The organism is Streptomyces sp. NPDC058534 (assembly GCF_042717365.1).
Classification (GTDB): Bacteria; Actinomycetota; Actinomycetes; order Streptomycetales; family Streptomycetaceae; genus Streptomyces.
The window spans coordinates 106,803-128,233 of record NZ_JBHXNW010000017.1 but is presented as its reverse complement, the minus strand read 5'-3'; the positions used below and the strand labels follow the sequence as shown (position 1 = coordinate 128,233).

Sequence of the window (21,431 nt, the reverse complement as noted above, 5' to 3'; positions counted from 1 at the left end):
AGAATCAGTAGGAAACGCATTCAATGGGAGGAAACCTGGCCCGAAATTCTGCGGATCAACCACACATCTGATAAATAGCGTTGCTCGGCCTGTTTAAGCGAAAGCCCCAACAGTTGAAGACCCTGCGCGCCGGTCACCTCGGCAAGGGCCTCCCCACCGGCCGCGCGGTCGCCACCACCGCCGGCGACCTGGACGCACGCTGGGTCATCCACACGGTCGGCCCGGTGTACAGCACCACCGAGGACCGCTCCGACCTCCTCGCCTCCTGCTACCGCGAGTCCCTCCACCTCGCCGACGAACTGGGCGCCCGCACGGTCGCCTTCCCGGCCATCTCCACCGGCGTCTACCGCTGGCCCATGGACGACGCGGCCCGCATCGCCGTCGAAACGGTCCGCGCCACCAGGACCTCGGTGACGGAGGCCCGCTTCGTCCTCTTCGACGACCGCGCGTACGACGCGTTCACGGCGTGGGCCGGCTGACCGGGTTCCCCAGCGACACCCCCGCCACCAACGCCCCCGCCACCAACGCCCCCGCCACCAACGCCCCCGCCACCAGCGCCCCGCTCACCCACAGCGGCCCCGCCGCCCCGGCCGGGGTGTGGAGCGTCGTCGCGGCGAGGACGGGGCCCGTGGCGGCGCCGGTGTTGAGGGCCGCGGTCGCGTACGAGCCGGCCATGGTGGGGGCCCCTGAGGCCGCGTAGAGCACCCGCGTGATCAGTGTGCTGCCCACCGCGAAGGACAGGGCGCCCTGCGTGAAGACCAGGAGGAGCAGCGCGGTGGGCCGGTCCGCCAGGACGGCCAGGGCCGGCCAGCCGAGGAGCAGTGGCGGGCCGCAGGCGGCGACGACCGCGCCGGGACGCCGGTCGGACAGCCGGCCGGCGACGGTGACGCCGGTGAGGGAGCCGGCTCCGAAGAGGACCAGGGCCACCGTGACCCACAGTTCGCCCAGCCCGGCGATGTCGGTCACGACCGGCGCGAGGAAGGTGAGGCTCGCGAAGGTCGCCGCGTTGACCAGCGCGCCGAGCAGCATGACCACCAGCAGCCGCGCGTTCTTGAGCTGGGCGAGTTCCCGGCGCAGGGGCGGGCCGGCGGCCGGGTTCCGCGGCCCGGGTCGGGCCGGGACGCCGGTGAGGATGCCGACGGCCGCGGGCAGACAGAGGGCGGCGACCGCCCAGAACGTGGCCCGCCAGTCGAGCAGCGTGCCGAGCAGCGATCCGCCGGGGACACCGGCGATCGTGGCCACCGTGGTGCCCGACAGCAGGACGGCGAGCGCGCGGCCCTTGCGGTCCGGCGGGACCAGTGTGGCGGCGGTGGTCAGCGCCACGGCGAGGAATCCGGCGTTGGCGAGCGCCGCGACGACCCTGGTCGTGAAGAGGAGCGGGAAGCTGGACGTGACGGCACCCGCGACATGGGCCGCCAGGAAGACCAGGACGCAGCCGAGCAGGCTCGCTCGCGCGGGCAGGTTACGGGCGAGGGCCGCCATGAGCGGCGCCCCGACGACCATGCCGACCGCGAAGGCCGACGTGAGGGTGCCCGCGGTGCCTACGCTCACGTCGAGGCCGGCGGCGATGTCCGGCAGGAGGCCGGCCAGCATGAATTCCGAGGTGCCCATGGCGAAGACGGCCACGGCGAGCAGGTAGAGAGGGAGAGGCATCGAGTGGCTCCGGGGTGAGGAGAGGAACGAGGAGTCATCTCGTCACCGCGGCCGGCCCGCCCCCGAAGGCGCACCCGTCGGACCGCGGAAGGCGGTTCGACGACGGGACTGGACTACGGGGCTGTGAACTGCGGACTAGTGGTTCAGGGGGCCGACGGCGTGACCGTAAGCCCCCACCCTGTCCGACTCAGGGCTCGACATGGCCCGCACGCTACCCGACCGCTCCCCGCGCGGGCATCCCGGTTTCCGTGCGGGGCGTCCCTGGGTGCTCCCGTCCCCGACGGCTGCGCCTTCGCCGTCCGCTGCGACCGGGCGACCGACGCCTGTGCCGTACTGCCGCCGCTGACCGGCACGGCCACCTGCCACCACCCGCACGCCGCGCTCCCGGAGGCCGCCGACCGTGCTTGAACTGCGCACCGTGACCGCCGGATACGCCCGCAACGCCCCCGTCTTCCGGGACGTCACCCTGTCCGTCGCGCCGGGGGAGGCCGTCGGACTGCTCGGCCCCAGCGGCTGCGGCAAGTCCACCCTCGCCCGCGTCGCCGCCCTGCCGCACCAGCCCGAGGCCGGCACCCTGGTCGTCGACGGCACACCCGTACGGCGCTGGCGCCACCGCGCCCCGCGCGCGCGACGCACCGCCTTCGGCGTCGTCTTCCAGCAGGCCCGGCTCTCCGCGGACCCCCGGCTGACCCTCGCCGACCTGATCGCCGAACCGCTGCGCGCCACCGGGCGGCGCGAGGACGCCGCCGTCCGGGTCGCCGAACTGGCCGCCACCGTCGGGCTGACCACGGACCTGCTGACCAGGCGCCCGCACGAGGTCAGCGACGGCCAGTTGCAGCGCGCCTGCCTGGCCCGCGCCCTGGTGCTGCGCCCGCGCCGGCTGGTGTGCGACGAGATGACGGCGATGCTCGACGCCTCGACCACGGCCGCCCTGGTGCGGGTCGTGCAGGACTACCGGGCCGCCACCGGCGCCGGGCTGCTGGCCGTCGGCCACGACCGCGCCCTCCTGGACCGCTGGTGCGACCGCACCGTCGGGTGGGCGACCCTCACGCGTCCCTGAGGATCGGCCCCTCGCTCAGGAACCAACAGAGTCCCACGGGGTAATTGATTCGTTTGTGTGCGGGTCCTAGGGTGACCCTGACTCAGTAGTCGCCGCGTCACCGGCAGTTGTGAACCATCACAGTGTCAACTGCTTCCACAGCACCGTGTGTTGAGCCGCCCCCGAAACCCACGGAAGGCCACGGTCATGCCGCACTCGCCCGTGTCACCCGCCGGATCCCCGGCCCGCCCGCCCCGCCCCGTCGTCAGCCGCCGCCGTCTCATGGAGGGCGGTGCCGCCGTCCTCGGCGCCCTCGCCCTGTCCGCGTCGCCCGCCGGAGCGCACGCGGCCGGGCGGCGGCCGGAGCCCGCCGCGCCCCGGGAGTGGAACGACTTCGGCGTCTTCCGGCTCGGGACCGAACCCCCGCACACCACGCTCATGCCGTACAAGGGCGTCGAGCAGGCCCTGGCCGCCGACCGCACCCGCTCGCCGTACCGGCAGAGCCTGGACGGCACCTGGAAGTTCGCCTACGCCGACCGCCCCGAGGACCGGGACGCCGACTTCCACCGCACCGACACCGACGACGGCGACTGGGAGACGATCCCCGTCCCGTCCGTGTGGCAGCTGCACGGCCACGACTTCCCGATCTACCTGAACATCACCTACCCCTACTGGGGCCCCAACGGCCTCGGCGAGGACCCGCAGCCGCCCACCCCGCCGACCCGTTACAACCCGGTCGGCCAGTACCGGCACACCTTCACCGTCCCCCGCGACTGGACGGGCCGCCGCACCTTCCTCCACTTCGAGGGCGTCAAGTCCGCCCACTACGTGTGGATCAACGGCGAACTGGTCGGCTACGACGAGGACTCCTACACCCCCTCCGAGTACGACATCACCGACCACCTGAAGCCCGGCACCAACCAGATCGCCGTGGAGGTCTACCGCTACGCCGACGGCGACTGGCTGGAGGACCAGGACATGATCCGGCTGAGCGGCATCTTCCGCTCGGTCTACCTCTACTCCACCCCGGCCGTGCACCTGCGCGACTTCAAGCTGGACACCCCGCTGAACGACACGTACACCGCCGCCGAGCTGGCCGTCACCGCGAGCGTGCGGGCGTACGGCGACGGCGGCACCGGCCGCTACACCGTCGAGACCCAGCTCTACGACGCGCGCGGCCACGCCGTATGGTCCCGCCCCCTCCAGCAGCCCGCCGACCTCGGCACGGCCGGCGCCGGCGAGGACGTCACCGTACGCGCCGCCAAGGTGGTGCCCGAGCCCAGGCTCTGGTCGGCCGAACACCCGTACCTGTACACGGCCGTGCTGCGCCTGCGGGACCCGGCGGGCAAGGTGGTCGAGACCCTGTCGCACCGGGTCGGCCTGCGCGAGTTCGCGCTCAAGGACGGGCTGATGCGGATCAACGGCCGGCCCGTCTCCTTTCGCGGCACCAACCGGCACGAGATGCACCCGTCCCGCGGCACCGCCCTCACCCGCGAGGACATGGCCGAGGACGCCAGGATCATCAAGCGGACGAACATCAACAGCGTCCGCACCTCGCACTACCCCAACAACCCGTACTGGCTGGAACTGGCCGACGAGTACGGCCTCTACATCGTCGACGAGACCAACCTGGAGACCCACGGCATCCGCGACGAGTACCCCGGCGACCACCCCGACTGGACCGAGGCGTGCGTGGCCCGCGCCCAGAACATGGTCCACCGCGACAAGAACCACGCCTCGGTCGTCATCTGGTCGCTGGGCAACGAGGCGGGCGGCGGCAGCACCTTCACCGCCATGCACGACTGGATCCGCTCCTACGACCCCACCCGCGTCATCCAGTACGAGGGCGACGACCGCCCCGGCATCAGCGACATCCGATCGGAGATGTACGACACCCCGCAGCGCGTCGAGCAGCGCGCCCGGGACACCTCGGACACCCGGCCGTACGTCATGATCGAGTACGCCCACTCGATGGGGAACTCCACCGGCAACTTCAAGAAGTACTGGGACGTCGTACGCGCCCACGACGTGCTCCAGGGCGGATGGATCTGGGACTTCGCCGACCAGTCCCTCTACACCCCGGTCCCCGCCCGCACCCTGCTCACCGAGTCCGGACCGGCCGCACTGCGCGGCGAGATCCTGGCCACCCGTGGCAGGCTGGACCGGGAGAAGGGCCTGACCGGCATCACGGTCTTCGAGCGCGACGACAGCCTCGACCTCCGGGACTCCCTGACCCTGGAGGCCTGGATCACCCCGCACGTGACCGGCTACCACCAGCCGATCATCGCCAAGGGCGACACCCAGTACGCGCTCAAGCAGAACAACCGGAAGCTGGAGTTCTTCATCCACTCCGAAGGCCAGTGGATCACCGCGAACTGGGACGTGCCGGACGACTGGACCGGCCGCGAGCACCACCTCGCCGGTGTCTTCGACGCGGACGCCGGGACACTGACCCTCTACGTCGACGGCGTGGTACGGGCCACCCGCACCACCGACCGGCGCCCCAGCGGCAACACCGCACCCCTCGCCCTCGCCACCGACGCCGACGCGCAGACCCGCGAGTTCAGCGGCACCCTCCGCCGCGCCCGCGTCTACGCCCGAGCCCTCGCCGCCACCGAACTGGCCCGCGACGACCGCGGTCCGGACGACGACGGCGTGCGGTTCTGGTTCGACGCCGCCACGGTGAAGACCCAGAAGAAGCGGCCCGGGGAGAAGACGTTCCTCGCGTACGGCGGCGACTGGGGCGACAACCCCAACGACGGCGCCTTCGTGGCCGACGGCATCGTCATGGCCGACCGCGGACACACCGGCAAGACCGCCGAGGTCAAGCGCGTCTACCAGGCGATCCACGCCACCCGCCGGCCCGGTGGCGACCCCGGCGCGGTCACCCTCACCAACGAGTACCTGTTCACCGGCCTGCGCGAGTTCGACGGCCGGTGGGAACTCGTCGCCGACGGCCAGGTGGTGCGGCGCGGAAAGCTGACCCGGGACCAGCTCGACGTGGCGCCCGGGACCGGCAAGGACATCACCGTCCCCGTCCGGCTGCCGGACGACGCCGAAGACGGCACCGAGTACTTCCTGGAGCTGTCCTTCACCACCAAGGACTCCACGCCGTGGGCGAAGGCGGGCTTCGAGGTGGCCCGGCAGCAGCTCCCCGTCGGCCCCGAAGCCCCCGCCGCGGCCCCCGTACGGCTCGCGAGCGTCCCGGCCCTGCGCCACGACGACCGCGACAACAACGTCAGGGTCCGCGGCAAGGGCTTCTCCGTCACCGTCGACAAGCGCACCGGCACCATCACCTCCTACGAGGCGAAGGGCACCCGGCTGCTCACCTCGGGACCCGCGCCCAACTTCTGGCGGGCGCCCACCGACAACGACAAGGGCAACGGCCAGCACACCCGCAACCAGACCTGGCGCGACGCCGGCACCCGCCGCGAGGTCACGGACGTGGCCGTGCGCACCCTCGGAGAGCGTGCCGTCGAGATCAAGGTCAGCGGCACCCTGCCCACTGCGGTGGAGTCGACGTACACCACCACCTACACGGTGTTCGGCAACGGCGAGATCAAGGTCGACAACACCCTGCACCCGGGCGCCGCGACCCTGCCCTACATCCCCGAGATCGGCACCCTGCTCTTCCTGCCCGGCCGCCTGGACCGCCTGCACTACTACGGGCGCGGCCCCGAGGAGAACCACTGGGACCGCAACACCGGCACCGACGTCGGCCTCTACTCCGGCACCGTCGCCGAGCAGTGGACCCCCTACATCCGCCCGCAGGAGAACGGCAACAAGACCGACGTCCGCTGGATCGCCCTCACCGACCGCCACGGGGTGGGCCTGCTCGCGTCCGGCGAACCGCTGCTGGAGGCCAACGCCTCGTACTTCACCCCCGAGGACCTGTCGGCCGGCGTCCGGCACGACTACCAGCTGACGCCGAGGGACGAGGTGGTCCTGCGCCTCAACCACCGCCAGATGGGCGTCGGCGGCGACAACAGCTGGGGCGCGCACACGCACGACGAGTTCAAGCTGTTCGCCGACCGGGACTACGCCTACACCTACCGGCTGCGCCCGCTGACGGACGTGAAGAAGGCGACGGCGGCCTCGCGGCGTCCCACGGCCACCGAGTAGCGGGGTATGGATGGGGGAGCCAGGGGCGCCCGGGCTCCCCCCCACCCGGCGATCCGGGCAGGCCCAGGAAGCGTGAGGTCCATGTCGGATTCTCGCCAGCGCCCGCCCGGCCGGTGGACCATCCTGGACCCATGCAGACGGGAATGCACACCGACACCGAGCGCTGCGTGCGCGCCGTCCGGTCCAAGGACGCGCGGTTCGACGGCTGGTTCTTCACAGCCGTCCTGACCACCCGCGTCTACTGCCGGCCCAGCTGCCCGGTGGTGCCGCCCAAGCCCCAGAACATGACCTTCTACCCGAGCGCGGCGGCCTGCCAGCAGGCCGGGTTCCGCGCCTGCAAACGCTGCCGCCCGGACACCAGCCCCGGCTCCCCCGAGTGGAACCAGCGGGCCGACCTCACCGCCCGCGCCATGCGGCTGATCGCCGACGGCGTCGTGGACCGCGAGGGCGTGCCGGGACTCGCCGCCCGCCTCGGCTACAGCACCCGGCAGGTCGAACGCCAGCTCCTCGCCGAGCTGGGCGCCGGACCGCTCGCGCTCGCCCGCGCGCAGCGTGCCCAGACCGCCCGGGTGCTGATCGAGACCACCCCGCTGCCCATGGCGGACGTCGCCTTCGCGGCCGGCTTCGCCTCCGTGCGCACCTTCAACGACACCGTCCGCGAGGTCTTCGCGCTCTCCCCGAGCGAACTGCGCACCCGCGCCCCGAAACACCGCGTCGCCGGCACCACCCCCGGCACCCTCTCCCTCCGCCTCCCCTTCCGCACCCCCCTCAACCCCGACAACCTCTTCGGCCACCTCGCCGCCACCGCCGTACCCGGGGTGGAGGAGTGGCGGGACGGCGCCTACCGCCGCACCCTGCGCCTCCCCTACGGTCACGGCGTCGTGGCCCTCACCCCCGGCCCCGACCACATCGCCTGCCGACTCACCCTCAGCGACCCGCGCGCCCTGACCGTCGCCATCAGCCGCTGCCGCCGGCTGCTCGACCTGGACGCGGACCCGACGGCGATCGACGACCAACTCCGCGCCGACCCGCTGCTCGCGCCGCTCGTCGACAAGGCGCCCGGCCGCCGCGTGCCCCGCACGGTGGACGAGGCGGAGTTCGCGGTCCGGGCGGTACTCGGCCAGCAGGTCTCCACCGCCGCCGCCCGCACCCACGCCGCCCGCCTGGTCACGGCGCACGGCGACCCGGTCGACGACCCGGAGGGCGGCCTGACCCACCTCTTCCCGTCGACGGCCGCACTGGCGGCGGTGGACCCGCAGACCCTGGCGATGCCGGGCACCCGCCGCACGACCTTCACCACCCTGGTCGGCCACCTGGCCGACGGCTCGGTCAACCTGGGCGTCGAGTGCGACTGGTCCGAGACCCGCGCCCGGCTCCTGGCGCTGCCCGGCTTCGGCCCCTGGACCGCCGACGTCATCGCCATGCGCGCCCTCGGCGACCCCGACGCCTTCCTCCCCACCGACCTCGGCATCCGCCGCGCCGCGGGAGAACTGGGCCTGCCCTCCACCCCGGCCGCGCTCACCGCCCGCGCGGCGGCCTGGCGGCCCTGGCGGGCGTACGCCGTCCAGTACCTGTGGGCGACCGACAGCCACCCGATCAACTTCCTGCCCGTGTAGGACCGTAAGGACAATCCAGTGGGAACCGGAACCGTGAAACAGCACACCGCCAAACAGCACACCGTGGTCGACAGCCCCTACGGCGCCCTCACCCTGGTCGCCGAGGACGGCGTCCTGTGCGGCCTCTACATGACCGACCAGCGCCACCGCCCGCCGGAGGAGACCTTCGGAACGCCCGACGACGCGCCGTTCGCGCAGGCGGAGGAGGAACTGACCGCGTACTTCGACGGCCGGCTGACCGACTTCACCCTCGACCTGTGCCTGAACGGCACCCCCTTCCAGCGCACGGTCTGGGACCAACTCCGCAGCATCCCGTACGGCGAGACCCGCACCTACGGCGAACTCGCCGACGCCCTCGGCAACCCGGCCGCCTCCCGAGCCGTGGGCCTCGCCAACGGCCGCAACCCGATCGGCATCATCGTCCCCTGCCACCGCGTCATCGGCGCGAGCGGCGGCCTCACCGGCTACGGCGGCGGCCTGGACCGCAAGCGCCGGCTGCTGGACTTCGAACGGGGGGCGGCGGGACCGGCGCCGTTGTTCTAGGGGAAAAGACGTTGCCCGCGTCGCGCGGGCGACGTTATGGTCACCGAACTCTGAGAACCACGCTCTCCAGAACCATGTCGCAGAACGGGAGCAGGCCCGCGCACGGCGCGCGAGGCCACGGAGGGGCGGCGCCACCATTCGGCATGCCCTCCGGAGGACAGTTCCCATGAAGATCGGCCTCGGCCTTCCCATCGACGACCCCGCCCTGCTGCTGAGCTGGGCACGGCGCGCGGACGCGGGCCCGTTCAGCACACTCGGCCTGCTCGACCGGCTCGTCTTCGACAACCCCGAGCCTCTCGTCACCCTCGCGACCCTCGCCGGCGCCACATCCCGCATCCGCGTCCAGACCGAGGTGCTGATCGCCCCGGTCCACAACACCGCACTGCTCGCCAAGCAGACCGCGACCCTCGACCGGCTGTCGGGCGGCCGCTTCACGCTCGGCATCGGCGTCGGCGGCCGCGCCGACGACTGCCTCGCCGCCGGCATCGACCTCCACCGCCGGGGCCGCCGCCTCGACGAGCAGCTGACCCTCCTGCGCCGGGTCTGGGACGGCGAGCCCTACGGCCGGGACGTCGGCCCCATCGGCCCGCGCCCCGCGACGCCCGGCGGGCCCGAGATCCTGTTCGGCGGCTTCGCCCCGGCCGCGCTCGACCGGGTCGGCCGCTTCGGCGACGGCTTCCTCGGCGCCGCACTGCCGCCCGCGCACATGGCGGGCCTGTTCCGCGACGTCGAGGCGGTCTGGCGCACGTACGACCGTCCCGGCCGGCCGCGCCTGGTCGCCCAGGCCAGTGTCGCCCTCGGCCCCGGGAGCACGGTGGACCGGGCCCTCCGCAACCTCCGCGACTACTACGCCTTCACCGGCCGCGCCGACCACATGACCAAGGGCCTGCTCACCACCGCGCGGGAGATCCGCGCGGCCGTCGGCGCCTTCCACGACATCGGCGCGGACGAGGTCGTGCTCTACTGCTGGTCCTCGGACCCCGACCAGGTCGACCGCCTCGCCGACGCCCTGTTCTGACGCGCCGCGCCCGGCGTCCTGACCCGCCGGCGCTCAGCCCAGCCCGCGCAGCAGCTCGGGCAGGGCGGTGCCGATCGGCTCCCGGACGACCTCGTCGGCCATGCCGTCGTACGGCGTCGGTTCCGCGTTGACGATGATCAGCCGGGCGCCGTGGTCGGCGGCCACGCCGGCCAGCCCGGCGGCGGGCTGCACCTGGAGGCTGGTGCCGACGGCGACGAACACCTGGCAGGCCTTGCTGATGGCGAGTGCCTCACCCATGACCAGCGGGTCGAGGTGCTCGCCGAACATCACGGTCGCCGACTTCAGGATGGAGCCGCACTCCAGGCACGGCGGGTCGTCCTCACCGGCGTCGACCCGGGCGAGCGCGTCCGCCATCGGTCCCCGGACGTGGCAGCCGGTGCACACGTAGCTCCGCGCGGTGCCGTGCAGTTCGAGGACCTTGCGGGCGGAGAGCCCGGCGAGCTGGTGCAGGCCGTCCACGTTCTGCGTGATCACGCGGACCGGCACCCCCGAACGCTCCAGCTCCGCCACCGCCCGGTGCGCCGCGTTCGGCTCGGCCCCCAGTGTCCGGTTCGCCCGCCGCATCAGCCACGAGCGGCGCCGGATCTCCGCATCGCCCATGTAGTACTCGTACGTGACGAGCTTCTCGGCCTCCGGGTCGCGCCGCCACAGCCCGTTCGGACCGCGGTAGTCCGGGATGCCGGAGTCGGTCGACACGCCGGCGCCGCTGAGGATGGCGACGAGGGGCTTGCTGGTCATGCGGTCGAGGGTAGGGCGGCCGGGGTCCGCCCGACGAACGGTTATCGGCCGACCCGGACGCCGTTCTCCAGCTCGGCCGGACCCGTGCCGTCCGTCAGTACGTCCAGCGCGGCCAGGACCCGGCCGTGCAGCGTCCCGAGCAGGTGGGCGCCCAGTTCGCCGCGCTCCACCAGCCGCCACGACAGCAGTTCCTCCTCCTGGAGCCTGATCGCCTTCAGGTCGTCCTCGGAGAGCACCCCGCCGTCGTACAGGTACGCCACGATCGGCGGGCGGCCCGTGCCGCCCACCCAGTCCACCGCGAGCAGCCGGCCGAGCCGGACGTCGAGACCGATCTCCTCCAGGGTCTCCCGCCAGGCGCCCTGCCGCGGGGTCTCTCCGTCGTCGGACTCGATCGTCCCACCGTTATGAACAGTTCGCAGGTCTCAGAGCGCTTGCTGTCTCACGAGGTGAGGCCATGATCTCGGGAAGGGGCAACTCCCATTGGAGCGTAGGTGTCTCAGCGAACGTGCGGATCGTGTCCTGTTGTGGGTGCTTCGCCCATGTCAGGCACCGGTGAGATCGTTGCACCGGCCGACAGCAGTCTCTCCGCCAGCGCGCGACAGCGCCTCCCGAGCTCCGGAGGGTCGAGTACCTCGAAGTCGTGCCCCAGCAGGAGTACGTGCATGAGCACGAAGTCGAGGCTGGCGGCGCCACTGAGCACCTCGCAGAGCTCGCTCCCTCGCTGGCGCACGACGGCCGCCGACGCCGGAATCTGCGCGCGCACCGTGTCGGCCGACGCGTGCACGAGGAAGCGCGCCTGGCGCGGGTAGACCCGGCTCGCCACGCCCTCCTGCACGTACGTCGCCGCGTCGGGTGCCGCGCGCGGGCAAAAGCGCCAGGTCCGTGCGGACGCGTCGGTCATCCGGTCGACACGGAAGCTGCGCCAGTCGTCGCGATCGAGGTCGTAGGCGAGGAGGTACCAGCGCCGGTCGGAGGCGACCAGGCGGTAGGGCTCGACCCGCCGCCGCCGCACCTCGCCCCCGGACGGGTAGTCGAAGCCTGCCTCGACCTCGTCGCGGCAGGCTCTGGCCAGCGTCATGAGCACCTCGGGGTCGACCGGCGTGCGGCCTCCGTCAAAGGACTCCACCGAGCCGGAGAGCGCGCGCACCTCGTGCTGAAGCCGGGTGGGCAGTACCTGGTCGAGCTTGGTCAGGGCCCGGAGTGCGGCGTCGCCGTCGCCGGCGACCGCGCCGCCCGCGCCGACGAGCAGCGAGACCGCGGTGGCGATGGCCTCCTGGTCGTCGAGAAGCAGCGGCGGCAGGTTCTGCCCCGGGCCGAGTTGGTAACCGCCGCCGACACCCTGGCTGGCGTGCACCGGATAGCCGAGCGTGCGCAGCCGCTCGACATCACGCCGTACCGTGCGCGGCGTGACCCCGAGCCGGTCGGCGAGCTCGGGGCCGGTCCAGACCTGGCGCTGCTGCAGCAGCCCGAGCAGCGTGAGCACCCGCTCCGTCGTACCCCGCTCGTTACCGCTTGCCTCGTCCATGGAGCCCACCCTGCCAGAATAGCGGACCGATCCTGTCCGCCAGGGGTGCCAGGGTGGGCTCCATGGACGCAGACGAACTCGACTGGAACCGGACGCTGCGCGAGCAGTGGGAGGTCCACTGGAACCATCAGCTCCGAGCCCGGCTCGACAGCCTCACCGACGACGAGTACTTCTGGTCGCCGGTACCGGACGCCTGGAGCGTGCGGCCACGCGGCAGCTCGACGGCGCCCGTGCAAGTCGGTGCCGGGGACTTCACGATCGACTTTGCCTTCCCACAGCCGGTCCCTGCGGCCTTCACCACGATCGCCTGGCGACTCGGTCACGTCATCGTCGGCGTGCTCGCCGCGCGCAACGCGGCGCACTTCGGCGCGCCGACGGCGTCATACGAGACCTGGGAGTACGCGGGCAGCGCGGCCACCGCGCTGGACCAGCTCGAGACCCAGCTCGACGTCTGGCTGGCCGGGGTGCGCAGCCTTGGCGACGCCGGGCTCCGAGTCCCGATAGGTGAGAAGGAGCCCTTCCCCGACGCGCCCATGGCCGATCTGGTGCTGCACATTCACCGCGAGCTGATCCACCACTTGTCCGAGGTCTGCCTGCTGCGGGACCTCTACCTGCACACGAAACCCGCTACGAACGGAGCAACCCGATGAGCCGCCACATCCAGGTCACCTTCGACGCCCACGACCCGCGGGCGCTGTCGTCCTTCTGGCGCGACGTACTGGGCTACGTCCACCCCGGCCCGCCCGGAGTCGACCTGCCCGAGGACGCCGACCCGCTGGCCGCATGGGACGACTTCCTCGCGAGGATCGGCGTACCGGAGGAGCAGCGCAACACGAGATCGGCCATCGAGGACCCGGACGGGCACGGCCCACGGGTGTTCTTCCAGCAGGTGCCGGAGGACAAGGTCGCCAAGAATCGCGTCCACCTTGACGTCCGTGCGGCTCCCGGACTGCAGGGAGAGGAGCGGATGGCGGCACTGGAGGCCGAGTGCGACCGGCTCGTCGCGCTGGGAGCGAAGCGGGTACGTCGCCACGAGCCCGCTCCTCCGATGAGCGCCGGCTTCATCGTGATGACCGACCCCGAGGACAACGAGTTCTGCCTGGACTGACGCAGCTCGGCTGTAGTCGCGGAAGCCGTGCTGCAGCTCCTGCGGCCGAGAATCATGATCCGAGTCGCCCCCGCCGCGGGCGGGTCCGCACAGGTGTGGTCACCGTTTCGGCGGGGGCGGCAGCGGGTCGAGGGCCCCGAACTGGACGCCTTACGGTCGAGCCCGGATCTCGGCCGCCGTGGGGGTCAACTGCGACCGTTCAGAGCAGTGAGACGGTTCTGCTGCTGCTTGCTCAACTTCTTCTTCAGCTCGATGTTCTCGTGGTAGAGGTTGGCTGTCACCGTGGCCAGGGCGTCGAGTTTGCTCTGCAGCTCGGTGACCTTCTGGCTGGCTTTTCTGAGTTTTCCCTTCAGCTCAGCGATGGTTTCGTCGCGCTGGACCTCGCCGGGCGTACGGAGGACTGGTTGCGGGATGCGGGCGTTCCACTCGGCGAGGATGGCCTCGGCTCGGTGGACGCTGGCATGGCTGACCTGGGCTTCGCGAGCCAGATTCTCCTTGGTGAGCGCGCCGTCGCTGTGCAGGGGTTCTCCTGCCAGCAGCCGGGCCATGGCTTCCCTGAGTTTCGCGGAGGTGGCTGCGGACACCGGCATCAGACGTTCTCCTTCAGTTTGTCGATCTGCGCGGTGGCGGAGCGGACTTCGGCGAGCCGGGTCTGGGCTCGCTCTCGTAGCGGCTTGGAGAGCTTCTTCTTCAAGAACTCCACCAGGTCGGCCTCCTCCATGCGCCAGATCCGCTCGTGCGACAAGGTGAGGACGGAGTTGCGGCATCGGGACGGTTGGCAGGCACCCAGGAGTGGGGCCTGGCCGCGCTGAGCCGGCGGGAGTTGGTTCTGGCACTCCGCGGTGGGCGCGTTCCACAGGCAGTGGTTGACCGTGCCCAGGTGGAGGTTCGCGAACTCGTCCCGCAGGAGGGTGATCTCCAGCCGCTCGTCTGCGATGTGGGCCCGTAGCGTCGAGTTCGCCTCGATCATGGCGTTGACCTTGTCGAGCCCGGCGTGGAAGCGCGTTGCACCTGGGCCGACCGCGATGGTGGCCCCGGTCCGGCGGGTCTGGAGCAGCCCCACCAGCTTTTGCGCTGCTGCGGTCTGTAGATCGGTGTCAAACTCCTTCGCCCACTTGGCATCGGGTTTACCGTAGGCGCCGGTAAGGCGGTTGGCCAGCGCTCTGCGCGCGGCGTGCTTGAGCTGGATCCCCAGGGCGATATCGCCGTCCGGCTGCTGGCTGGCGATGATCGACATGGTCTTTCGGAACATGTGCGGACGTACTCGCCCGGGAGGGATCTCCTCTACGCCAGTGAGGTGCCGGGTGGCGTTCACCGTCTCGATGAAGAAGTCGATGTCGTCGGCGGCGGAGATACCGACTCGTCCTCGTCCGGCAGGTCCGCCCTCGCTCGGCGGCGTCATCGTGGCGAAGACATGGGTCTCGTGCCAGGACAACCGCTCGGCCACCGCCAGGGCCTGTGCGACCGGTTCGATGATCCACCAGTTGGCCTGCGGCCTTGAGGAATCTCCTTTCGATTTGCGGGAGCCGATTGCCGGAGCCCCGTAGTGCTGGGTGAGCGCGCCGCGCTGAATTTCCTGGATCTCGCTGTCCCGCATCGCACTCAGCGCTGCAATGAAGATGTAGCAGGATGCCCGAAGCATCCGCAGGTCTCTGGCCAGTTGCTTGTCCCAGTACACGATCCGGCGCTCTCCGACTGCGGCTTGCAGCACCAGATCGCGTCGGCGCCGACCTTGTTTGCTTCCGGTGCCGAAGACATCCACCCGCTCCGAGGTGTCGTAAAGCAGGGCCTCCAGTGCTGACCACACCGCCTCCCCGGGAGCGAGCCGACTCGTTTCGGCGTGGACGGGGATGAGGTTCGCTGGATTGGCGAGCCACTTCTGGAGCATGGCGTCCATAGCCTCGGATGAGCGACGGCGGGTCCCGTAGTCGACGTACTCCGACTCGAACTGCTTGGCGTCGGCGGGGCGGACAGGCCGGATACGGCCCGTCTGCTCGATCATCTGCAGGACCTTCTGCCGACGTTCCCTGCCTTGCCTGTTGTTCTTGGTCGCGAAGGCCGTGGAGCTCGCCCCTGTTGTCACTGCTCGGCTCAAGGAGCTCCAGATGGGGGTGCCCTTCGGATTGAACCTGGTGTCGCGGTCGCTGACGGGTACCAGGTTGGTGGGCTCGGTCAGCCACAACTCCAGCTGCTGGTTGATGCCTTCAGCGCTGAGGGTGGCCGGAGCCGTCGGCGCTGTTGCGGCCCGCTCTGCTTCGCGATCGCGTTGGTCCAGGATGCTCGCGGAGAATCGGTCGATATAGGACCACGCAGCCCGGAGGAGTGGCCACCAGACTTCCGGCGGGATCGAGGGTGTGGCCAGCCCGTCCCAGGCGGCGACCTTGGCCACATCGCTGTCTGTCTGCCCTGGCCAGGAGTCTTCCAGAGGGTCGGTGCCCGTCAGGACGGGGGAGAAGCGGACCAAGTGGCGGACGGCTCCGACCGCACTCCGTACGGACTCCGGTTTCGTGCTTGATGCGCAATGGTCGATGTAGCCCTGCCAGTCCTCAACCGACCAGAAGTGCAGGCTGTCCGGCATCCCTTCGCGAAGCGCCCAGGCACCGAGCTGCGACACGCTGAAGCAGACCTTGATGACCGTGGCGGGGGCCCATTTCTTCCGGGGCAGGAAGATGCCCGCGTTCCTCAGGGCCTGGTGGTTGGGATTGAGCATGCTGAACGCGACTTCTCGTCCGCGCAAGTTCCAGACCGGGTCGAACGGGAACACGCACTTCCACTGTGCTGGACTCTTGTTCGCCGGCCGCCTGAGACAGTCGCAGGGCCACTCGTCGATGCGCCCGAAGACCGGCCCGGGAACGCCGGGGAGCTGCCCAGGCATACAGCTGTAGACGAGTTCGTGGTCGGCGAAGGTCCGGGACACCGGCCTGTCCGCTGCGGCGAGGACGGTCATCGGTCGTACTCCGTTCGCATGCCCAATGACAGATTCAGGCGGATGTCCTGGTCTTCGATGGCCCGGCGCGCGGCGGGAAGGTGCTCAGCGCATTCCTCGAGCACTTCGTCCAGCGCCTTGGCCTGGCGTCCCCACACCGCATCCCAGACCATCGGCGGCTGCGTCAGCCGCATCCGCTCGATATGGTCGGACAGCAGCAACTGCTGCGGCAGTTGTGAGACGAACACCACGGCGTTGGTGCAGATCATGCACATGGCCGGGGCGACATGGCAGAGCTTGCCGGGAGTGCTGTGCGGTGAGTCGTGCGGGTTCTTGCAGTTGGTGACGCCCATGTCGAGCTCACCGGCGCTCAGGGCGGCACCCAGTTCAGGGCTCACCCCCAGGGCCTGGGCGACCTCCGGTTCGCCGAGGCGGGACTGCGCATCCGGGCCGACCAGAACCGGCTTGGCGGCGAGCCGGTCGAACACGAGCGTCTGGGCGCGGTTCATCGCCGCTCCGGCCAGGACCCGCGCGGTGGTGCCGTGGGCGTAGTGGCCCTGGAACACCTGGATGCTGTGATCATCCCCCGCCATGTCGGACAAGGTGCCCCCCAGGGCAACGACGCGCGTGGTCTTCGCGGTCTTGCGCAGCCGGGGTGCCGCGTGCGGTTCGGAGATGGCCAGGACGGGCTCTCCGGCCGCGTCGACATGCGAGGCGATCCAGTGCGTGAAGCGACGACCTGGGTCGACGAAGCGAGCGAACCGAGCATCCATGGCGCTGCGGTTCTTGTCATATTCGACCGCGGTGAACAGCCATGGCTCGCCGCCGAACACCTCGCGCGTCAGCGCCGTGGCCGTCACGAGGCGCCGCAGCAGGCCAGGGACATCCCAATCACCTCGGCCCTCGTAGGCGAGCTCCCCAGGCATTTCGCCCTTCTCCAGGGGCTGATCGACCACGTGGTAGTCGGCGCGAATGCGATCCGCGCGGTTCTTGGTCTGGACAATGCGGACGCCCTGATCGCTGAACTCAAGGTCTGGAACCCGTAGCACGTGCAGTTCCTCGGTGGTGCAGTCGAGCATGGCCAGCAACAGCAGGACCCGAAACGGGTGCAGATCCAACTCCTGCGGAAAGAGCAAGGCGTGCACTCCCCGTAAGAGGCCGTAGAACCCGCCGAGCGCACCACTGGCGGCCGGCCGCGCTTCCCGTAGTTCCTGGGGCCAGCGCTTGGCATGCGCAGGGAGGTGAACACGGAGTTCATCCATGGTCAGCAGACGGTGTCGGGCAGCCCAGACCAGATTCGGCAGTTCAGTCCATCCGAACTCACGCGGATCTTTTCCGGCCTCCAGGAGCTCTCTTCCCCGGGCAAGACGCTTCTCAAGAGTTCTCAGATCGTCCTGGGCAGCGCCTTTGAGCGCGAGACGTTCGGAGTTGGAGAACTCGTCCAGCGGTTCCCCGGTGGCCTTGCGCAGGGTCGGCGGCGCCCCCGCGCGCTTGCGCAATTTCTCCGGCACACGCTCATCGCGCTCAGCCCGATGGTGAACCAACCCGAGTAGCGAGCGGGACAGTTGCCATGGCTGCGAGGAGTTCTCCGGGAACTGCGCGAGGAGGTCGTTCTCCCATGCGTAGATGGCTTCGGCGAGGTCGATGTGGTCGGTGTCGAGGCGTGCGTCTGCGGGGTTCAGGCCCAGAGCGGTCAGATACGGGCCGAGGAACTTCGCGAACGAGCGAACCGCTCCCAGGTACCTGTCACTGTTCTTCAACGCTGCTTTGTGGTGGTACTCGACCCACACGTCGGCGAGTTGAGAGACCAACGCCCGGCATGCGTACTCTCCCGGATCGATCCGACTGGTCGTGGTGCGGGCCACGCTTCACCTGAGTCAGCTCCCGCACTCCGACGTGGTCGACGGTGCGTGGAGCGGGCAGGCGCGGCGGTAGCGTCGTGGACCGGGATCGGCGTTCTCCACGGCGCGGCATCAGACGGCCCACCCGCCGGCCTGGCGAGCGGCCAGGTCCGCGTAGGTGCGGTCCTGATCGTTCCAGTCCTTCACTGCCCGGGCGACGAGCAGATTCGTCTTTCTCTTGTACGTCAGGTATCGCATGGTCGATTCGGGACGGCGATGCCCGAGGAGCCGCATGACGGTCAGGAACGGGTTACGGGACACGTGGTCCGCCGTATAGGCGGGCGCGCGGCCCGTGAGGCGCTGCTGCTCCTCGTCCTGGGCGCGGACCAACTCGGTCAACTGCTCCAGCATGTACACGGCGAAAGTATGGCGAAGATCATGAATGCGGACCTGCCCCGGCATCTCCAGCGGCAGGTTGTGCTCGGCCGCGATCCGTACGGCTCTCGCGTGCGCGTCGGCGAAGATCTGCTCCCAGCGCTGGCTGCTGATCATCCGTCCATTGCGCCCGACGAAGAGCGCCATCGACTCCAGCCCGTGGTCGCCCTCAATGACTGTGATCCGTCGCAGCGGCGCCTTCATCGCCTTGATCCTGTAGGTGCGTCGCCGGCCGTCCTGGATGCCGCTGACCTTCATCGTGCGCATGTCGACGTCGTCGACGACGAACAACTCATCGCGCTGCCGGTACAGGTTCTTCGCGGCCTTGCGAAGGAAACCGGCGCGCTCGGTCCGTCGATACCAGTCCAGTTCACACAGTGTGGCGTTCTGGATCTCGGTGGTCCTGGGCAGGCCGAACTTTGCGATTGCTTGCAGTTCGACTTCCTTCGCCGAGCCATCCCGACGAGGGGCGCCGACCTCGATGTCGAGCAGCGCGCTGAACTCCCGCAACCGCAGCCCCGTCGTGATGGAGAGATTCCCGCCACAGCTGTCCCGCAGAGCATGGCCGGAGCGGAAGGCGGGATCCGCCTTGCCGTCGGGCAGCAGCCCACGCAGGCCGACCCTGTCCAGGAACCACCACTGCTCGAACGTCAGATGGCGCACGTCGAGCTCGCTGGTCGCTCCCCAGTTGAGGATGTCGCGGCCGTTCTTCTTGCGGTAGTACGGGCGACGGTCCAGAAGCCTCGCCTCATCGACCGCCCAGTCGTAGAACCTGTTGATCGTGGCCCTGCGGCGCTTCCAAGTGGCCGGCGCCATCGGCTCGTCGCGGTACTCGATGCAGTGATCGCGGTAGGCGATCAGATCGTCCTCGGTGGCAGACAGCAGATCGGTGGGGGGATCGAGGCTTGAGAGGAAGTCGTCCAGGTCGAGGAAGTCGTACGTGTAGTCACGCAGCGACTTCGCCTCAAGAGTCTTGGCGAGCTCGTAGAAGAACGAGCAGTGGGGCTCCAGGGGCCGCATGTCCGCGCCGAGGAAGAAGGGAGTCCCGTCCTTGAGTGCCTTGCTCCGGCTCGTGTACTGCGTCCCGTCCAGGGCGATCCCGGATGGCGCTTCGTAGTGGCGCCGTGCGGCGACGCGTGAGGTGAAGAAGTAGTCCATGGCTCCTCTTGAGACAACGAGATGACCATGTGGCTAACGACTCTCCAGCCGAAAGGTAGCTGCTGAACCGGCGTCCTGAGACACCTGTGGATGCTTTGCCTAACCGCCGGGCAGCGCCCATCCCTCGCGGTAGTTCGGCTCGACGAGCAGCACGCGTCCCTCGGCGTCCCGGAAGAGCGCGGCGGCACCGGCGAGGACACGCGGGAGACCGGCGATGTAGGTGGCGTAGTCAGCAGTGGTCATCCCGAAAGCGTAGCGAGCGCCGGGCCCGCCCCCGTCGCGGTCGTTCCAGGGTGCGGGCAGGGCATGACGACGCGGGTGTCCTCCGGTTATGGTCGCAGCGGCGCGACTGCCTTGACGTGCGCAAGGCTCGGAGAGCAAGGGGAGATCAAGGTGGCTGACGCTGCTGTGGACGGGGCCCGTCGGGTGCTCGTCGCCGCGGACAAGTTCAAGGGGTCGCTGACGGCCGTGGAGGTCGCCGAGCGGGTGACGGCCGGGCTGCGCCGTGTCGTGCCGGACGTCCGGGTCGAGGCGCTGCCCGTGGCCGACGGCGGCGACGGCACCGTGGCCGCGGCCGTCGCGGCCGGGTTCGAGCGCCGGGAGGTGCGGGTCGCCGGGCCCCTCGATGACGAGGTGACGGCGGCGTTCGCGCTGCGCGAGGACACCGCGGTGGTGGAGATGGCCGAGGCCAGCGGCTTGCAGCGGCTGCCCGACGGCGTCCTGGCTCCGCTGACCGCCTCCACGTACGGCTCGGGCGAGCTGCTGCGGGCCGCGCTGGACGCGGGGGCCCGGACGATCGTGTTCGGGGTCGGCGGCAGTGCGACCACGGATGGCGGTGCCGGGATGCTGTCCGCGCTGGGCGCGCGGTTCCTGGACGCGGACGGCGAGCCGGTCGCGCCGGGCGGGGGCGGCCTTGCCGCGCTGGCCTCGGCGGACCTGTCGGGCCTGGATCCGCGACTCTCGGACGTCGAGCTGGTGCTCGCGAGCGATGTCGACAATCCGCTGACCGGCCCGAAGGGCGCCCCGGCGGTCTACGGCCCGCAGAAGGGCGCCTCGCCGGACGACGTGGCGGCCCTGGACGCGGCGCTCGCGCACTTCGCGAAGGTGCTGGCTCAGACGGAGACCGTGGGCGCGCCGGCCGCCGAGTACGCGGCGTCGCCGGGTGCCGGGGCGGCGGGCGGCATCGGATACGGTGCGCTGCTGCTCGGGGCGCGGTTCCGGCCCGGCATCGAGGTGATGCTGGACGTGCTGGGCTTCGCACCGGCGCTGGAGCGGGCCGACCTGGTGGTCACGGGGGAGGGCTCGCTGGACGAGCAGACCCTGCACGGCAAGGCCCCGGCGGGCGTCGCGGCGGCGGCGCGGGCTGCCGGCAAGGAGGTCGTCGCGGTGTGCGGACGGCTGGCCCTGCCGGCGGAGGCGCTGGGGCGGGCCGGCATCCGCCGGGCGTACCCGCTGACGGCCGTCGAGCCGGACGTGGAGAAGTGCATCGCCGATGCGGGGCCGATCCTGGAGCGGGTGGCTGAGGGCATTGCCCGGGACTTCCTGAGCTGAGTCTCGCCCCCGCCCCGGGGGCTGTTGCGGCCCCTCTCGACCCACCGAGTCGGGTGGTGGGTGGCACAGGCCCGGGGGTGGGGGGGGGGGGGGCCCCCCCACACCCCCCCCCCCCCCGCGCCCCCCCCCCCCCCGAC

At 70.7% G+C, this 21,431-nt stretch carries 15 protein-coding genes and 3 pseudogenes; 9 read left to right on the top strand and 9 right to left on the bottom strand.

Annotated features, from left to right (window positions below; translation table 11 throughout):
• Window positions 1-110 precede the first annotated feature (110 nt).
• A pseudogene (locus ACFWR9_RS13660) lies at window positions 111-479 on the top strand (macro domain-containing protein); the annotation flags it as partial.
• Here ACFWR9_RS13660 and ACFWR9_RS13655 read toward each other — a convergent pair.
• Window positions 460-1,653: a Cmx/CmrA family chloramphenicol efflux MFS transporter gene (locus ACFWR9_RS13655; protein WP_383840353.1), complete on the bottom strand. Its 1,194-nt coding sequence runs from the start codon at window positions 1,651-1,653 to the stop codon at window positions 460-462. The pseudogene ACFWR9_RS13660 and the gene ACFWR9_RS13655 sit on opposite strands and share 20 nt — an antisense overlap.
• Window positions 1,654-2,053: 400 nt before the next feature.
• Here ACFWR9_RS13655 and ACFWR9_RS13650 point away from each other — a divergent pair, with 400 nt between their 5' ends.
• The 5 genes from ACFWR9_RS13650 (at window position 2,054) to ACFWR9_RS13630 (ending at window position 9,991) form a co-directional block, all read left to right on the top strand.
• The gene (locus ACFWR9_RS13650) at window positions 2,054-2,713 is read left to right on the top strand and encodes an ABC transporter ATP-binding protein (RefSeq protein WP_383840350.1); all 660 of its coding nucleotides are present in this window, start codon (window positions 2,054-2,056) and stop codon (window positions 2,711-2,713) included.
• 186 nt (window positions 2,714-2,899) lie between these two features.
• The gene (locus tag ACFWR9_RS13645; RefSeq protein WP_383840347.1) at window positions 2,900-6,814 is read left to right on the top strand and encodes a glycoside hydrolase family 2 TIM barrel-domain containing protein; all 3,915 of its coding nucleotides are present in this window, start codon (window positions 2,900-2,902) and stop codon (window positions 6,812-6,814) included.
• 131 nt (window positions 6,815-6,945) lie between these two features.
• Window positions 6,946-8,430 (top strand): AlkA N-terminal domain-containing protein, encoded by a 1,485-nt coding sequence (locus tag ACFWR9_RS13640; protein WP_383840344.1) that lies wholly within the window; start codon window positions 6,946-6,948, stop codon window positions 8,428-8,430.
• Between the two features lie 18 nt (window positions 8,431-8,448).
• On the top strand, window positions 8,449-8,973 hold the full coding sequence (locus ACFWR9_RS13635; RefSeq protein ID WP_383840341.1) for a methylated-DNA--[protein]-cysteine S-methyltransferase: 525 nt from the start codon (window positions 8,449-8,451) through the stop codon (window positions 8,971-8,973).
• Between the two features lie 166 nt (window positions 8,974-9,139).
• On the top strand, window positions 9,140-9,991 hold the full coding sequence (locus ACFWR9_RS13630) for an LLM class flavin-dependent oxidoreductase (protein WP_383840339.1): 852 nt from the start codon (window positions 9,140-9,142) through the stop codon (window positions 9,989-9,991).
• Between the two features lie 33 nt (window positions 9,992-10,024).
• On the opposite strand, the gene ACFWR9_RS13625 is transcribed toward ACFWR9_RS13630, so the two are convergent.
• From ACFWR9_RS13625 to ACFWR9_RS13615, 3 genes and pseudogenes are all read right to left on the bottom strand, one after another.
• Window positions 10,025-10,750, bottom strand: a complete 726-nt coding sequence (locus tag ACFWR9_RS13625; RefSeq protein ID WP_383840336.1) for an NAD-dependent deacetylase — start codon at window positions 10,748-10,750, stop codon at window positions 10,025-10,027.
• A gap of 41 nt (window positions 10,751-10,791) precedes the next feature.
• Window positions 10,792-11,151, bottom strand: a pseudogene (locus ACFWR9_RS13620) (NUDIX domain-containing protein); the annotation flags it as partial.
• 95 nt (window positions 11,152-11,246) lie between these two features.
• Window positions 11,247-12,275, bottom strand: coding sequence for a helix-turn-helix transcriptional regulator (locus ACFWR9_RS13615; protein WP_383840333.1), 1,029 nt, complete (start codon window positions 12,273-12,275; stop codon window positions 11,247-11,249).
• Window positions 12,276-12,337: 62 nt separating this feature from the next.
• On the opposite strand from ACFWR9_RS13615, the gene ACFWR9_RS13610 reads away from it, so the two are divergent.
• Together ACFWR9_RS13610 and ACFWR9_RS13605 are read left to right on the top strand one after the other, a co-directional pair.
• Window positions 12,338-12,925 carry a DinB family protein gene (locus ACFWR9_RS13610; RefSeq protein WP_383840330.1) on the top strand — a complete coding sequence of 196 codons (588 nt, stop codon included), beginning with the start codon at window positions 12,338-12,340 and terminating at the stop codon, window positions 12,923-12,925.
• Complete coding sequence (locus ACFWR9_RS13605) at window positions 12,922-13,383, top strand: VOC family protein (protein ID WP_383840327.1); 462 nt, start codon at window positions 12,922-12,924, stop codon at window positions 13,381-13,383. The genes ACFWR9_RS13610 and ACFWR9_RS13605 overlap by 4 nt, the downstream gene beginning before the upstream one ends.
• 185 nt (window positions 13,384-13,568) lie before the next feature.
• Here ACFWR9_RS13605 and ACFWR9_RS13600 read toward each other — a convergent pair whose 3' ends face one another.
• The 5 genes and pseudogenes from ACFWR9_RS13600 to ACFWR9_RS13580 all read right to left on the bottom strand — a co-directional run.
• Complete coding sequence (locus ACFWR9_RS13600) at window positions 13,569-13,973, bottom strand: hypothetical protein (protein ID WP_383840324.1); 405 nt, start codon at window positions 13,971-13,973, stop codon at window positions 13,569-13,571.
• Window positions 13,973-16,330, bottom strand: a complete 2,358-nt coding sequence (locus tag ACFWR9_RS13595; protein ID WP_383840321.1) for a hypothetical protein — start codon at window positions 16,328-16,330, stop codon at window positions 13,973-13,975. Before ACFWR9_RS13595 ends, ACFWR9_RS13600 begins: the two co-directional genes overlap by 1 nt.
• Window positions 16,327-18,174, bottom strand: a complete 1,848-nt coding sequence (locus ACFWR9_RS13590) for a hypothetical protein (RefSeq protein WP_383840319.1) — start codon at window positions 18,172-18,174, stop codon at window positions 16,327-16,329. Before ACFWR9_RS13590 ends, ACFWR9_RS13595 begins: the two co-directional genes overlap by 4 nt.
• A 108-nt stretch (window positions 18,175-18,282) precedes the next feature.
• Window positions 18,283-19,743, bottom strand: coding sequence for a tyrosine-type recombinase/integrase (locus ACFWR9_RS13585; protein WP_383840316.1), 1,461 nt, complete (start codon window positions 19,741-19,743; stop codon window positions 18,283-18,285).
• 102 nt (window positions 19,744-19,845) lie between these two features.
• Window positions 19,846-19,986, bottom strand: a pseudogene (locus ACFWR9_RS13580) (NUDIX hydrolase); the annotation flags it as partial.
• A gap of 183 nt (window positions 19,987-20,169) precedes the next feature.
• Between ACFWR9_RS13580 and ACFWR9_RS13575 the strand changes: the two are divergent.
• Window positions 20,170-21,294 carry a glycerate kinase gene (locus ACFWR9_RS13575; RefSeq protein WP_383840374.1) on the top strand — a complete coding sequence of 375 codons (1,125 nt, stop codon included), beginning with the start codon at window positions 20,170-20,172 and terminating at the stop codon, window positions 21,292-21,294.
• Window positions 21,295-21,431 lie beyond the last annotated feature (137 nt).

What these genes read in the sequence shown, in the direction of transcription:
- ACFWR9_RS13625 (WP_383840336.1), bottom strand. Translation starts at nt 10,750, where the DNA reads ATGACCAGCAAGCCCCTCGTCGCCATCCTCAGCGGCGCCGGCGTGTCG.
- ACFWR9_RS13585 (WP_383840316.1), bottom strand. Translation starts at nt 19,743, where the DNA reads ATGGACTACTTCTTCACCTCACGCGTCGCCGCACGGCGCCACTACGAA.
- ACFWR9_RS13630 (WP_383840339.1), top strand. Translation starts at nt 9,140, where the DNA reads ATGAAGATCGGCCTCGGCCTTCCCATCGACGACCCCGCCCTGCTGCTG.
- ACFWR9_RS13600 (WP_383840324.1), bottom strand. Translation starts at nt 13,973, where the DNA reads ATGCCGGTGTCCGCAGCCACCTCCGCGAAACTCAGGGAAGCCATGGCC.
- ACFWR9_RS13605 (WP_383840327.1), top strand. Translation starts at nt 12,922, where the DNA reads ATGAGCCGCCACATCCAGGTCACCTTCGACGCCCACGACCCGCGGGCG.
- ACFWR9_RS13615 (WP_383840333.1), bottom strand. Translation starts at nt 12,275, where the DNA reads ATGGACGAGGCAAGCGGTAACGAGCGGGGTACGACGGAGCGGGTGCTC.
- ACFWR9_RS13640 (WP_383840344.1), top strand. Translation starts at nt 6,946, where the DNA reads ATGCAGACGGGAATGCACACCGACACCGAGCGCTGCGTGCGCGCCGTC.
- ACFWR9_RS13610 (WP_383840330.1), top strand. Translation starts at nt 12,338, where the DNA reads ATGGACGCAGACGAACTCGACTGGAACCGGACGCTGCGCGAGCAGTGG.
- ACFWR9_RS13595 (WP_383840321.1), bottom strand. Translation starts at nt 16,330, where the DNA reads ATGACCGTCCTCGCCGCAGCGGACAGGCCGGTGTCCCGGACCTTCGCC.
- ACFWR9_RS13645 (WP_383840347.1), top strand. Translation starts at nt 2,900, where the DNA reads ATGCCGCACTCGCCCGTGTCACCCGCCGGATCCCCGGCCCGCCCGCCC.
- ACFWR9_RS13655 (WP_383840353.1), bottom strand. Translation starts at nt 1,653, where the DNA reads ATGCCTCTCCCTCTCTACCTGCTCGCCGTGGCCGTCTTCGCCATGGGC.